Source organism: Mesorhizobium sp. P2_E10 (assembly GCF_056404235.1).
The window spans coordinates 1-14,188 of the sequence record NZ_JBFUEK010000019.1; the positions used below are offsets into that span (position 1 = coordinate 1).

12 protein-coding genes are annotated in these 14,188 nt (G+C 63.1%); 1 reads left to right on the forward strand and 11 read right to left on the reverse strand.

Annotated features, from left to right (window positions below; genetic code table 11):
* Positions 1 to 439: 439 nt before the first annotated feature.
* Positions 440 to 1,510 carry a TraB/GumN family protein gene (locus AC1D0N_RS28165; RefSeq protein ID WP_477249470.1) on the forward strand — a complete coding sequence of 357 codons (1,071 nt, stop codon included), beginning with the start codon at positions 440 to 442 and terminating at the stop codon, positions 1,508 to 1,510.
* A gap of 23 nt (positions 1,511 to 1,533) precedes the next feature.
* Here the strand turns inward: AC1D0N_RS28165 and AC1D0N_RS28170 are convergent, their stop codons facing one another.
* The 11 genes from AC1D0N_RS28170 to mdh all read right to left on the reverse strand — a co-directional run bounded on the left by AC1D0N_RS28170 (position 1,534) and on the right by mdh (position 14,184).
* The gene (locus AC1D0N_RS28170; protein WP_477249472.1) at positions 1,534 to 2,010 is read right to left on the reverse strand and encodes a DUF2867 domain-containing protein; all 477 of its coding nucleotides are present in this window, start codon (positions 2,008 to 2,010) and stop codon (positions 1,534 to 1,536) included.
* A 907-nt stretch (positions 2,011 to 2,917) separates the two neighbouring features.
* Positions 2,918 to 4,321 carry a dihydrolipoyl dehydrogenase gene (lpdA, locus tag AC1D0N_RS28175; RefSeq protein WP_477249475.1) on the reverse strand — a complete coding sequence of 468 codons (1,404 nt, stop codon included), beginning with the start codon at positions 4,319 to 4,321 and terminating at the stop codon, positions 2,918 to 2,920.
* An 88-nt stretch (positions 4,322 to 4,409) separates the two neighbouring features.
* On the reverse strand, positions 4,410 to 5,165 hold the full coding sequence (locus AC1D0N_RS28180) for an SDR family oxidoreductase (protein WP_477249476.1): 756 nt from the start codon (positions 5,163 to 5,165) through the stop codon (positions 4,410 to 4,412).
* The gene (locus AC1D0N_RS28185) at positions 5,162 to 5,680 is read right to left on the reverse strand and encodes a hypothetical protein (protein ID WP_477249478.1); all 519 of its coding nucleotides are present in this window, start codon (positions 5,678 to 5,680) and stop codon (positions 5,162 to 5,164) included. The genes AC1D0N_RS28180 and AC1D0N_RS28185 overlap by 4 nt, the downstream gene beginning before the upstream one ends.
* 41 nt (positions 5,681 to 5,721) lie before the next feature.
* Complete coding sequence (gene odhB / locus AC1D0N_RS28190; protein WP_477249480.1) at positions 5,722 to 7,008, reverse strand: 2-oxoglutarate dehydrogenase complex dihydrolipoyllysine-residue succinyltransferase; 1,287 nt, start codon at positions 7,006 to 7,008, stop codon at positions 5,722 to 5,724.
* 48 nt (positions 7,009 to 7,056) lie between these two features.
* On the reverse strand, positions 7,057 to 10,041 hold the full coding sequence (locus AC1D0N_RS28195; RefSeq protein WP_477249482.1) for a 2-oxoglutarate dehydrogenase E1 component: 2,985 nt from the start codon (positions 10,039 to 10,041) through the stop codon (positions 7,057 to 7,059).
* A 131-nt stretch (positions 10,042 to 10,172) separates the two neighbouring features.
* Positions 10,173 to 11,075: a succinate--CoA ligase subunit alpha gene (sucD, locus tag AC1D0N_RS28200; protein WP_477249484.1), complete on the reverse strand. Its 903-nt coding sequence runs from the start codon at positions 11,073 to 11,075 to the stop codon at positions 10,173 to 10,175.
* A gap of 11 nt (positions 11,076 to 11,086) precedes the next feature.
* Positions 11,087 to 11,584: a DUF1579 family protein gene (locus tag AC1D0N_RS28205; RefSeq protein ID WP_477249486.1), complete on the reverse strand. Its 498-nt coding sequence runs from the start codon at positions 11,582 to 11,584 to the stop codon at positions 11,087 to 11,089.
* Between the two features lie 2 nt (positions 11,585 to 11,586).
* Positions 11,587 to 11,958, reverse strand: coding sequence for a cupin domain-containing protein (locus tag AC1D0N_RS28210; protein WP_477249488.1), 372 nt, complete (start codon positions 11,956 to 11,958; stop codon positions 11,587 to 11,589).
* A 4-nt stretch (positions 11,959 to 11,962) separates the two neighbouring features.
* Complete coding sequence (gene sucC, locus AC1D0N_RS28215) at positions 11,963 to 13,156, reverse strand: ADP-forming succinate--CoA ligase subunit beta (protein ID WP_477249489.1); 1,194 nt, start codon at positions 13,154 to 13,156, stop codon at positions 11,963 to 11,965.
* Positions 13,157 to 13,215: 59 nt separating this feature from the next.
* Entirely contained in the window at positions 13,216 to 14,184 is a 969-nt protein-coding gene (mdh, locus tag AC1D0N_RS28220) for a malate dehydrogenase (protein WP_477249490.1), read from the reverse strand.
* Positions 14,185 to 14,188 lie beyond the last annotated feature (4 nt).

Consider the following 14,188-nt stretch of genomic DNA (forward strand, 5'->3'; position numbering starts at 1 on the left):
TTGCCTCATCAAAAAAGTCGAGCCGCTGCTTGGAGATGTCGCAGCCGACATAGTTCTGCACTATCATGTCCAGGCCTCTTCCTGTGGTGCGGGGTCTGCTGCTAACAGCCCCGTGCAACTGTTCAGGTTGATGGTTCAGTGGTGGGAAGGGACCGAGCCATGCCGCGGACTATCCCGAAAGGGATGACCAGGATCCTCTCGGCCTCCTTCCCACTTCAACCATACACCCGAACCAACACACAGGATCCTCGGGTCTTCGCGACGTCGCTTCGCTTCCGCTCCGCCCGTGGATGACGACGGCGTGGGTGCTTTTCAGCTAACCACCAACGTGCGCGCCACGTCAGATCACCTCTCATAGTCTCTGCGCCCAGAGCCGGTCGAAGACAATTTCATGGCCCCGGTTAACCGTTTTGCCGCTTTTTGTCCCTAGAACCGGGTCATGAAACGCGTCATCGCCATCGCCGACCGGGCGGCACTTGTGTCGCTGAAGCTGCTTGTCGCGCTCAATTTCCTGTTTTTCCTGTCTTTCCTCATCATCGCCCTCATCGCTGCCGGCAAGGCGCATGCCGAAATCCCGACCTGCAGCGGCGCCGACATGCTGTCCGCCTTGCAGAAAAGCGATCCCGCAGCCTACCAAAAGGTCGAGGCGGAAGCCGCCGCGACGCCGAACGGCAAGGGCCTGTTGTGGAAGCTGGAAAAGCCGGGCGAAAAGCCGTCCTGGCTGTTCGGCACCATGCATATGACCGATCCGCGCGTGACCGTGCTGCCGCCCGCAGCGCAAACGGCTTATGACGCGGCCGGTACCATCATCATCGAAACCACCGACGTGCTCGACAAGCAAAAGATGATGGCGGCGATGCTCGAAGAGCCGGGCCTGATGATGTTCACCGACAACACGACGCTGTCGTCGCTGCTGTCGCCGGACGATGCGGCGGCAATGAACAGCGCGCTCGACGCGCGCGGTATTCCGCCGCTGACGGTGGCCAAGATGAAGCCCTGGCTGCTGTCGGCGATGCTGGCACTGCCGGCCTGCGAACTCGCCCGCCAGTCGGGCGGGGCACCGGTGCTCGACGTCAAGCTGGCGGAAGGTGCCAAGGCCTCAGGCAAGTCGGTCGAAGGGCTGGAGACGGCTGTCAGCCAGCTGCGGGCCATGGCCTCACTGCCGCTCGCCTTTCACATGAAGGGGCTCGTCGACACGCTGAAGCTCGGCGACAAGGTCAATGACGTCAACGAGACCATGATCGTGCTCTACCAGCGCGGCGAGACCGGCATGTTCTGGCCGATGTTTCGCGCCGTGATTCCCGGCGGCGACGATGACCAGGCCGGCTACGCCGCGTTTGAGGAAACCATGATCACCAGCCGCAACAAGGTGATGGTCGATCACGCCGGGCCGATCCTTGCCAAGGGCAACGCCTTCATGGCGGTCGGCGCCCTGCATCTTCCCGGTCCTGAAGGCCTGATCGAGGATTTCCGCAAGGCCGGATACACGGTTACGCCGGCCGGCCTTTAGGTTCCCGTTGTTGGGTCCGACGCTTACTTGGCCAGGACCTGAGCCAGCATCGCCGGCACGATAATCCGGTGAAAGGGTTTGACGATCGCGAGATACACCCGGCCGAACAGATTGTGTGTCTTGACGATCGTCGACGCGGCGACTTCCTGGCGGCCGCCGCCAAGCTCCCTGACCTCGACCAGAACGCGAAAGTCGAGATGCCGGTCGTCGAGACCGAGGACGACCTTGCCTGGGGACCGGCTGATGAGCGGAAATATCCCGACCTTGTCTTCGGGCGCCGACGCGGCATCCGCGCCTGTCTTCAGGCGAAATGGCCGGACGGCGAGATTGCGCAGCGCCAACAGCGTGCCCACCCATCGCGGTGTTCGCCCCATGACGCGTTCGGTTGCGGCAATTGCGCTCAACGACAGGCCGTTTGCGACCAGCACGTAGCGGTCGGCGAATTGCGCGCCGGAAAGAACGTCCTGGGGATTGGGGAAAATCTGTGAAAGCGGCTTCATCGCGGCCATCCTCTAAAAGTAGAATAGCAGCGGCGGTCGCGCCGCGCTGCGTGGCGAAACGTCGCCAGCCATCTCTAGGATCTGAAGGCCTGGAGCCTGATCCCGAACCGAAGGTCCGCGTTAGCAAGAAGTGGGTACCGGTTTTCGGAAAAGATTATGCTCAAAAAAGCCCCATCGCGGTGAATCGGGATGGAATAGGCCCCAGTCGAGGATTTCCACAAAGCCGGCTATACTGTAAGCGTTGTCAACTGAGTCGCATGGCAGAGAGGGGGGCGGATTGCCGTGTTTTTGGCGTTTTCCAACCCTAGCGTGAAACCCATTCAACGATTGCGCGTTGATGGCTATTGATTGATATCTTTCATCCACGGAGGAGGACTTTTTATGGCGAATCCAAACGACGCTCCCAAGTCGGGTGGCGGCAGCGCATGGCTGATTGCCCTGGTTGTCATTATCCTGGCGATTGTCGCTTACTATGTTTTCGGCAGAAGTGGCGAACATCCGGCGCCAGCTGAACCGCCGGCAGCCAGCACACCGGCGCCAGCACCTGCGCCCGCCGAGCCGATGAAGCCCGCCGAACCGGCGCCTGCTCCCGCACCAGCCCCAGCGCCCGCACCGGCTCCTGAGCCAGCGCCGGCTCCTGCGCCCGCACCTGCACCGGCACCTGCGCCCGCACCGGCCAACTGATCAGGCCCCTGATTGCAAACGAGAACGGCCCGCTGCAAAGCGGGCCGTTTTGTTTTAGACTAGCGCCTGAAAGGCCTTTCCAGAAACTCGCTCCGGTGAGTCAGCTGGTGTGGTTTTAGGGGTCGCCGCAGGCGACGAGCGCAGCGGACATTTGGGTCCGTGAGCACCGGAAGCGGAGAAAACCGCGCCAGATGGCCGCCGGGAGTAGAGTTTATGAAAGGCCTTAAATGTGGATCGGCTTGAAGAACGTGGCCAGCGCCGCTTCCTTCACCGCTTCCGACATCGTGGGATGCGCGTGGCAGGTGCGGGCTAGATCTTCCGACGAGCCGCCGAACTCCATCAGCACCGCCGCCTCGTGGATCATCTCGCCGGCGCCGAAGCCGACGATGTGGACACCGAGCACGCGGTCGCTCGCCTTGTCGGCGAGGATCTTGACGAAGCCATCCGTGTGCAGCATGGCGCGCGCCCGGCCATTGGCGGTGAATGGGAATTTGCCGACCTTGAAGTCGACGCCGGCCTTCTTCAATTCCTCCTCGGTCTTACCGACTGAGGCGATCTCCGGGCTGGTGTAGACGACGCTTGGGATCACGTCGTAGTTCACATGGCCGGCCTGGCCGGCAATGGTCTCCGCCACCGCCACGCCCTCATCCTCGGCCTTGTGGGCCAGCATCGGCCCGGCGATGACGTCGCCGATGGCGTAGATGCCCGGCACATTGGTCCTGAGATGGCCGTCGGTCTTGACCCGGCCGCGCTCGTCGACTTCGACGCCGGCCTCCTTCAGCCCAAGGCTGTCAGAAAAGGCGCGGCGTCCCGTAGCGATCAGCACCGCGTCGGCCTCGATCGTCTCCGCCGCTCCGCCTTTGACAGGCTCGAAGGTGACGGTCGCGCCCTTCTTGGCCTTGGCGACGCCGGTGACCTTGGCGCCGAGCTTGAACTCGAAACCTTGCTTGGAGAGCAGGCGCTGGAACTGTTTGGAGACTTCGCCATCCATGCCGCCGAGGATGGTGTCGAGAAACTCGACCACGGTGACCTTGGCGCCAAGCCGCGCCCACACCGAGCCGAGCTCCAGCCCGATGACGCCGCCGCCGACCACCACCAGATGGCCCGGCACTTTGTCCAGCGACAGCGCGCCGGTCGAGGACACGATCACCTTCTCGTCGATATCGACCTTGACACCCGGAATGCCGGCGACGTCGGAGCCGGTGGCGATGACGATGTTTTTGGTCTCGATCTCCTCGACCTTGCCGTCCTCCGAGGTGACCGACACCTTGCCGGCCGCGAGCACCTTGCCGGTGCCGCGAAAACTGTCGATCTTGTTCTTCTTGAACAGGAAGGCGACGCCGTTGACGTTGGACGTTACCGTCGCATCCTTGTGCGCCATCATCTTCTTCAGATTGAGCTTCGGCGTCACCTCGACGCCGAGCGTGTCGAAGGAATGGCTGGCCTCGGCGAACATCTCGGAGGCATGCAGCAGCGCCTTGGACGGGATGCAGCCTATGTTGAGGCATGTGCCGCCGAAGGTCGCATTCTTCTCGACCACTGCCGTCTTCAGCCCGAGCTGTGCCGCCTTGATGGCGCAGACATAGCCGCCCGGCCCCGATCCGATGATAACGACGTCATAAGCCATGATGATGTCCTTCTTGCCTAGAGCATGATGCCGAAAAGTGTGACGCGGTTTTCGGAGAGCATCATGCTCGATCCCTTTGATTTATGGCTCAGCGGCCGCCGCTCACATTCAAAATAGCGCCCGTCGTATAGGACGCCTGGTCGGATAGAAGATAGAGGACCGCATGCGCAACTTCATCCGCCGTGCCGGCCCTTTTCATCGGCAGCACATCCCGCATCCGCGCCACACGGTCCGGCTGGCCGCCTGAAGCATGGATCTCGGTGTCGGTGATACCGGGGCTGACCGCATTGACGCGCACGCCTTCGGTCGCAACCTCGCGCGCCAGCCCGATGGTCATGGTGTCGATCGCGCCCTTGGACGCGGCATAGTCGACATATTCGCCCGCCGCGCCATGAATTGCAGCAACCGAGGAGAGGTTGACGATGGCGCCGCCCTTGCCGCCATGACGGGTCGACATGCGTTTCACCGCCTCGCGCGCGCAGAGAAAGGAGCCGATGACGTTGATGCGCATCATTCGCTCCAGCCTTGCCGCACTCATCTCGTCGATGCGCGCCTTGACGTCGACGATGCCGGCATTGTTGACGAGCGCGTCGACCCGGCCGAAGGCGCGGTCCACCGCTTCGAACATGGCGACGATATCGGCCTCGACGCCGACATCGCCCTTGACGGCAAAAGCCTCGCCGCATGCGGCCTTTATTTCAGCGACCAGCGCGTCGGCGGCGGCCTGGTTCGACGCATAGTTGACCGCGACGCGGTAGCCGGCCGCGGCCCCGAGCCGGCAGATGGCCGCGCCGATGCCGCGGCTGCCGCCGGTGACCAGCAGCACTTTTTTCGCCGCGCTCATTCCTGGCAACCCTTCAGCAGAAAAACATCCCACGGCACTTTCGAAAATCCGTTCTCGCCATAGGCCGCCGACATCTGCAGCGACGCTCCGAGGTCTGGAAAGATCAGGCTCCTCGGCGCATCCACTTTTTCGGCCGGCAGCAAGGCGATGTTGCCCTTGTCATCGGCGCTGTAGACGACGCCCTCCCACACCGTGCAGGCGGCAAGCTCGTCGCCGGTGACGTCGCCGGTCGGGCATTTGTACATCAGCGAGCCATGCGGCCGCGCCACGCCATCCGTCCACATGACGATGCCGTCGAGGACGACATCCTTGTCGAGCATCATCCTGAAGCTGTTGGTGACGGTTGCCGAATCCGTCGTCGGCCGGAAATCAATACCGGCCTCGCTCTCGGCATCGCCATAGACGGCGAGCGCCAGCGGGCAGGCGGCATGGGCATTCGCCGCGACCAGCGCCATGCCGACCGCGACCGATGCGATCGACAAACTTCTGAACAGGCGAAAGGAACGGGTCGTCATGCGGCGGCGCAGTCCTTCTTCGGCTCAGCCCGGGCAGCGCATTACAGATCGAGCACCAGCCGCTCCGGATCCTCCAGGCTTTCCTTGACCCGCACCAAGAAGGTCACCGCTTCCTTGCCGTCGACGATGCGGTGATCGTAGGAGAGCGCCAAGTACATCATCGGCCGGATAACGATCTGGCCGCCGACCACCACCGGCCGGTCCTGGATCTTGTGCATGCCGAGAATGCCCGACTGCGGCGCGTTGAGGATCGGCGTCGACATCAGCGACCCGTAAACGCCACCGTTGGAAATCGTAAACGTGCCGCCTTGCATATCCGCCACCGACAGCTTGCCGTCGCGCGCGGCGATGCCCAGCCGGCCGATATCCTTCTCGATCTCGGCGATCGACATCTGGTCGGCATTGCGCACCACCGGCACGACGAGGCCCTTTTCGGTGCCGACGGCGACGCCGACATGGGCATAGTTCTTGTAGATGATGTCGGTGCCGTCGATCTCGGCATTGACGGCCGGGATTTCCTTCAGCGCGTGCGTCACCGCCTTGGTGAAGAAGCCCATGAAGCCAAGCTTCACGCCGTGCTTTTTCTCGAACACATCCTTGTACTTGGTCCGCAGCGCCATCACCGCTGACATGTCGACCTCGTTGAAGGTGGTCAGCATGGCGGCGGTCGACTGCGCTTCCTTGAGCCGGCGCGCGATGGTCTGGCGCAATTTGGTCATCCGCACGCGCTCTTCGCGCGAGGCATCGTCGGCAGAGGTCGGCGCACGGGCAACGACCGGCGCTGGTGCGGGCGCCGCCTTCGGCGTCTCCGCCGGTTGCGACGGCGCGCCCTTGGAAATCGCGTCCAGCACATCGCCCTTCAGCACCTGGCCGCGCTTGCCGGAGCCGGAGAGCTGGTCGACCGACAGATTGTTCTCGGCGATCAGTTTCGCCGCCGCCGGCGCCGGCGGCATGGAGCGCGCCTCGATGGCGCCGGCATCGCCGGCGATCTTGGCGGTTTCGGCCGCCGCCTGCTTGACCGTGGAGGCGGCGTTCGGTGACGAGGCCTGCGATACGGCTTGCGGCTTGGTCGCCGGGGCAGCGGCGTCGCCGCCGGCCGCGATCATGCCCAACAGCGCGCCCACGCCAACCGTGTCGCCTTCCTTGGCGGCGATCTCGCTCAGCATTCCCGCGGCGGCGGCCGGCACTTCCACCGTCACCTTGTCGGTTTCGAGCTCGACCAGCGGCTCGTCGGCGGCAATGGCGTCACCCACCTTCTTGAACCATTTGCCGATGGTCGCCTCGGTGACGGATTCGCCGAGAGTGGGAACGCGGATTTCGGTAGCCATTGTGCCTGTCCGTTTCTTTCGGTTCTGTTTTATTCGCCCAATTCTGTTCTATTCGCCGAGCGCGTCTTCGAGCAAGGCAGCGAGCTGGGCGAGATGCTTCGACATCAATCCGGTCGCCGGCGACGCCGCCGCCGGCCGGCCGGTGTAGCGCACCCGCTGATGCTTGGCGTCGATATGCGCCAGCACCCATTCGAGATACGGATCGATGAACGACCAGGCGCCCATGTTCTTGGGCTCCTCCTGGCACCACACCATCTCCGCGTTGCGGAAGCGTGACAGTTCGGTGATCAGCGCCTTGGCCGGGAACGGATAGAGCTGTTCGACGCGCAGCAAATAGATGTCGTTGATGCCGCGCTTCTCGCGCTCCTCGTAGAGGTCGTAATAGACCTTGCCCGAACACAGCACGACACGGCGGATCTTCGAATCCTTGACCAGCTTGATCGCCTGGCCGGACAGTAGTTGGGCGTCGTCCCACAGCAGCCGGTGGAAGGCGCTTTCGCCCGAAATTTCCGGCAGCGTCGACACCGCCCGCTTGTGGCGCAGCAGTGATTTTGGCGTCATCAGGATCAGCGGCTTGCGGAAGTCGCGCTTCAACTGCCGGCGCAAGATGTGGAAGTAGTTAGCCGGCGTGGTGACATTGGCCACCTGCATGTTGTCTTCGGCGCAAAGCTGCAGGAAGCGCTCGAGACGGGCCGACGAATGCTCCGGACCCTGGCCTTCATAGCCATGCGGCAACAGGCAGACGAGACCCGACATTCTGAGCCACTTGCGCTCGCCGGACGAGATGAACTGGTCGAACACCACCTGGGCGCCATTGGCGAAGTCGCCGAACTGCGCTTCCCACAACGTCAGCGCCTTCGGCTCGGCCAGGCTGTAGCCATATTCGAAGCCGAGCACCGCCTCTTCCGAAAGCATCGAGTTGATGACTTCGTAGCCGGCCTGCGCCGCCGACAGATTGTTGAGCGGGATATAGCGGGTCTCGTCGCGCTGGTCGTAGAGCACGGAATGGCGCTGCGAAAACGTGCCGCGCTCGGAATCCTGGCCGGACAGCCGGATCGGATTGCCGTCGAGCAGGATGGCGCCGAAGGCCAGCGCCTCGGCCGTCGACCAGTCGATGCCTTCGCCCGAATCGATCGCCTGGCGGCGGTTCTCGAGGAAGCGGATGATCGTCTTGTGCGCCTCGAACTCCTTCGGCACTTCGGTCAGCTTCTTGCCGATTTCCTTCAGCGTCTTGACCGGCACCGCGGTCTTGCCGCGCCTTTGTTCGTCCTGGTTGTCGGCCGTACGCAGGCCCGACCAGGCGCCGTCCAGCCAGTCGGCTTTGTTCGGCTTGTAGTGCTGGCCGACTTCCCATTCCTGCTCGAGATGCAGGCGCCAGTCGGCCTTGAGCTTGTCGAACTCGGCCTGGGTCAGGTGTCCCTCGGCGATCAGCCGTTCGGCATAGATCTGCACCGTCGTCTTGTGGCTGCGGATGTTGCGATACATGATCGGCTGGGTGAAGGCCGGCTCGTCGCCCTCATTGTGACCGAAGCGGCGGTAGCAGAACATGTCGACCACAACAGGCTTGTGGAACTTCATGCGGAATTCGATCGCCACCTTGGTGGCGTGGACCACGGCTTCCGGATCGTCGCCATTGACGTGGAAGATCGGCGCCTCGATCATCTTGGCGACGTCGGACGGATAGGGCGACGAGCGCGAGAAGCGCGGATTGGTGGTGAAGCCGATCTGGTTGTTGATGATGACATGCAGCGTGCCGGCAACGCGATGACCGCGCAGGCCCGACAGGCCGAGGATCTCGGCAATCACGCCCTGGCCGGCAAAGGCGGCGTCGCCATGCAAGAGCAGCGGCAGCACCTTGGCGCGCTCTTCCAGCGGCACGATTTCCTCGCGGCTGCGGCCGAACAGATAGTCCTGTTTGGCGCGCGCCTTGCCCATCACCACCGGATCGACGATTTCCAGATGCGAGGGATTGGCGGTCAGCGACAGGTGCACCTTGTTGCCGTCGAACTCGCGGTCCGACGAGGCGCCTAGATGGTACTTGACGTCGCCCGAACCTTCGACCTCGTCGGGGGCAGCCGAACCGCCCTTGAACTCGTGGAAGATGGCGCGGTGCGGCTTGGCCATCACCTGGGAGAGCACGTTCAGCCGGCCGCGATGCGCCATGCCGAGCACGATCTCCTTCATGCCGAGTTGGCCGCCACGCTTGATGATCTGCTCGAGCGCCGGGATCAGCGCCTCACTGCCATCGAGGCCGAAGCGCTTGGTGCCCTTGTACTTGACGTCGATGAACTGCTCGAACCCTTCGGCCTCGACCAGCTTCTGCAGGATCGCCTTCTTGCCGGTGGCGGTGAAGGAGATCTCCTTGTCGACACCCTCGATGCGGCCCTGGATCCAGGCCTTCTCGACCGGATCGGAAATGTGCATGAACTCGACGCCCAGCGTCGAGCAATAGGTGCGGGTCAGGATGTCGAGCATCTGCCGGATGGTGCCGAATTCGAGCCCGAGCACATTGTCGAGGAAGATCGGCCGGTCGTAGTCGGCTGATGTAAAGCCGTAATTCTCCGGCGACAGCTCGTTGTAGTCCTCGAGCTTGGCGATGCCGAGCGGGTCGAGATTGGCGTGCAAATGGCCGCGCATGCGGTAGGCGCGGATCATCATGATGGCGCGCACCGAATCGCGCGTCGCCTGGTGCACGTCGGCGTCGGAAAGCACGATGCCGTTGGTGACCGCCTTGTCCTTGACCTTCTTTTCCAGGTGCTTCTCGACGACGCCCCAATTGCCGTCGAGCGCCGACACCAGTTCGCCATTGGCCTGCAGCGGCCAGGAGGGCCTGGCCCATGAGGCGCCCTTGGCGTTCTTGCGCACATCGCCGGCGTCGTCCTTCAGCGCCGCGAAGAAGTCCTGCCATTCGGGATTGACCGATTCCGGATCGTCCTCATAGGCCGCGTGCAGCGCCTCGATATAGTCGGCATTGCCGCCATAGAGGAAAGAGGTAAGCGAAAATTGGTCGTTGGCCTGATCTTGTCTTGCCATGTCACTTAGCGGAGCCGCGCTCCGTCTCCTTGTCAGAGCGAATAGTGAGTAGCGAATAGCGAGTAGGGATTTCCCTGGGTCGCGCCGTTACTCTGTTCTTCCCTATTCGCTATTCCCTACTCACTACTCACTTAACCCTTGATCGCCTCGACCAACGTCGTGCCCAACCGCGCTGGCGAGGGCGAAACTTTTATCCCGGCCGATTCCATCGCCGCGATCTTGTCCTCGGCGCCGCCCTTGCCGCCGGAGATGACCGCGCCGGCATGGCCCATCGTGCGTCCCGCCGGCGCCGTGCGTCCGGCGATGAAGCCGGCCATCGGCTTCTTGCGGCCGCGCTTGGCCTCGTCCTTGAGGAACTGCGCCGCGTCTTCCTCGGCCGAGCCGCCGATCTCTCCGATCATGATGATCGACTTGGTCTCGTCATCGGCGAGGAACATCTCAAGCATGTCGATGAACTCCGTGCCCTTGACCGGGTCGCCGCCAATGCCGACGGCGGTGGTCTGGCCGAGGCCGACATTGGTGGTCTGGAAGACTGCCTCATAGGTAAGCGTTCCCGAGCGCGAAACAACGCCGACCGAACCCTTGCGGAAGATGTTGCCGGGCATGATGCCGATCTTGCATTCGTTGGGGGTCAAGACGCCGGGGCAGTTCGGGCCGATCAGCCGCGAGGTCGAGCGATCGAGCCGTGCCTTGACCTTGATCATGTCCATCACCGGAATGCCTTCGGTGATGCAGATGATCAGCGGGATCTCGGCCTCGATGGCTTCCAGGATGGCTTCGGCAGCACCCGCCGGCGGCACATAGACGACCGAGGCATTGGCGCCGGTCTTTTCCTTGCCTTCGGCCACGGTGGCGAAGATCGGCAGGCTTTCGCCCTTCGAGCCGGTCCAGGTCTCGCCGCCCTTTTTGGGATGGATGCCGCCGACCATTTTGGTGCCGTGATATGCCAGCGCCTGCTCGGTGTGAAACGTGCCGGTCTTGCCGGTCAGGCCTTGCACCAGCACCTTGGTGTTCTTGTCGATGAGAATGGACATGATGGCCCTTTTTACAAACCGTTGATCGAGGAAGGCGAAACGCGTCGGTAAACGCCGCTCACCATGTCTTGCCAGGCATTGCTACCGGCCGGCTGGAACTCCAGCCGCATGCGGTAGCTGTCGTCTGTATCGAAAACATAAGTCACCCGGGCCGATCCGCGCGGCGACGAGCGGACCAGCATCAGTTCGCTGCCATTCCATACGCCTGTGGCCGGCGACGCCGGGACAAAGCCCATCGAATCGAACTGATGCATGGTGACGACGCCGTTTTGCTGGTCGAAGCCAAACACATTGTGCGACCCGAACGAGATCGTGCCGTCGCGGCGCTGGCGATAGCGCTGCACCACGAACAGGCCGCCGAACTGTGCCTCTGCCAGCACTTGTGAGGTCGCCGTGCCGGCATCGGTCCATTGTGTGGCCGCCACCTCTTCTTCGCCATGCCACGCGCCGACCAGCGCCTGCAGGCGCTGGTGATCGGCCGAGAGCGAGGAGAAGGAGGCCGCGTTCATAGTCAGAGCCGCTTCAAATCGGCGACGGTAAGGTCGCTCTTGGCATTGCCGGTGTTGAGCGTCGTCGCCGGCTCGAACATCAGCACCAACGGCTCCGCCGTGAGTGAGCGCGGACGATGCTCGACGCCACGCGGCACGACGATGAAGTCGCCCTCGCCGAGTTCGACCGGACCGTCGCGAAAATCGATGGCGATGCGCCCTCGCAGCACGAGGAAGGCTTCATCCTCTTGCTCATGCGCGTGCCAGTCGAAGATCTCGCCGAACTTGGCGACCTTCGCCTGGCTGTCATTCACGTCACCGGCGATATGCGGATCGAAGACCTTCTTGATCTTCGCGTCCGCCGCCTCGACGAGGTTTATCTTGCGCGGAGGCATCCGCTCAGCCCTTCACCGCCGCCACGATCTTCTTGGCTGCGTCGTCGAGATCATCGGCCGAAACCACGTTGAGCCCGCTGTCGTTGATGATCTTCTTGCCGAGCTCGGCATTGGTGCCTTCCAGGCGCACCACCAGCGGCACCTGCAGCCCGACTTCCTTGACCGCGGCAATGACGCCCTCGGCGATGATGTCGCACTTCATGATGCCGCCAAAAATGTTGATCAATATGCCTTTGACCGCCGGGTCCTTAGTGATGATCTTGAACGCCGCCGTGACTTTCTCCTTCGACGCGCCGCCGCCGACATCGAGGAAGTTGGCCGGTTCGGCGCCGTAGAGCTTGATGATGTCCATCGTCGCCATGGCAAGGCCTGCGCCATTGACCATGCAGCCGATATTGCCGTCGAGCGCGACATAGGCGAGGTCGTATTTCGACGCCTCGATCTCCTTCTCGTCCTCTTCGGTGGTGTCGCGCAGTTCGAGCACGTCGGGGTGGCGGAACAGCGCGTTGTTGTCGAACGACACCTTGGCGTCGAGCACGCGCAGCCGCCCGTCCTTCATGACGATTAGCGGGTTGACCTCGAGCAGGCTCATGTCCTTCTCGACGAAGGCCTTGTAGAGGATCGGGAACAGCGTATCGCCGTCCTTGGCAGCATTGCCGTCGAGCTTCAGCGCGCCGTTGAGCGCCTTCAGGTCGGACGCCGTGACGCCCTTTTCCGGGTCGATGGCGACGGTGATGATCTTTTCCGGCGTATCATGGGCGACCGCCTCGATGTCCATGCCGCCTTCGGTCGAGACGACGAAGGCGATGCGGCCGACCGTGCGGTCGACCAGGATCGACAGATAAAGCTCACGCGCAATGTCGGCGCCGTCCTCGATGTAGAGGCGGTTGACCTGCTTGCCGGCCGGGCCGGTCTGCTTGGTGACCAGCGTGTTGCCGAGCATCTCCTTGGCGTTGGCGGCCACTTCGGCCACCGACTTGGCCAGCCGCACGCCACCCTTGGCATCGGGCGAAAGCTCCTTGAACTTGCCCTTGCCGCGGCCGCCGGCATGGATCTGGCTCTTCACCACATAGAGCGGGCCGGGCAGCGCCTTGGCCGCGGCTTCCGCCTCGCTCGCCTTGAACACCGGCACGCCTTCGGCAACCGGTGCGCCAAAGCTCTTCAGCAGCGCCTTGCCCTGATACTCATGGATGTTCATCGAGAATGTCTCCGGATCTTGGCAGCTAGGATGTCACTTGGCGGGATGACGGCGAGACGTCACTTGTTGGCGAGATGCGGAGCGATCTTGACGCAGGCCTCGGTCAGGCCCTGCACCGTCGCCACCGACGCATCGAACATCTTCTGCTCCGCCTTGTTGAGGTCGATCTCGATGATGCGCTCGACGCCGCCGGCGCCGATCACCACGGGCACGCCGACATAGGTGCCTTTGACGCCGTACTGGCCGGAGAGGTGCGCCGCACAGGGCAGCACGCGCTTCTTGTCCTTGAGGTAGGCTTCGGCCATCGAAATCGCCGAGGCGGCCGGCGCATAGAAGGCCGAGCCGGTCTTGAGCAGGCCGACGATCTCGGCGCCGCCGTCGCGGGTGCGCTGCACGATCTGGTCGAGCTTTTCCTTCGAGGTCCAGCCCATCTTGATCAGGTCGGGCAGCGGAATGCCTGATACCGTCGAATAGCGGATCATCGGCACCATGGAATCGCCGTGGCCGCCGAGCACGAAGGCGGTGACGTCCTCGACCGAGACCTTGAACTCCTCGGCCAGGAAATAGCGGAAGCGCGAACTATCGAGCACGCCGGCCATGCCGACGACATGGCTCTTCGGCAGGCCCGAGAACTTCTGCAGCGCCCAGACCATGGCGTCGAGCGGGTTGGTGATGCAGATAACGAAGGCCTTTGGCGCATACTTCTTGAGGCCTGCGCCGACCTGCTCCATGACCTTCAGATTGATGCCGAGCAGATCGTCGCGGCTCATGCCCGGCTTGCGCGGCACGCCGGCGGTGACGATGCAGACATCCGCACCCTCAATGCCGGCATAGTCGTTGACGCCGGTCAGCCGGGAGTCGAAACCATCAACCGGCGACGACTGCGCGATATCGAGACCCTTGCCTTGCGGGACGCCCTCGGCGATATCGAACAGCACCACGTCGCCGAGATCCTTGAGGCCGATCATGTGTGCGAGGGTGCCGCCGATCATGCCAGAGCCGATGAGCGCTATCTTGTTGCGTGCCATGTGA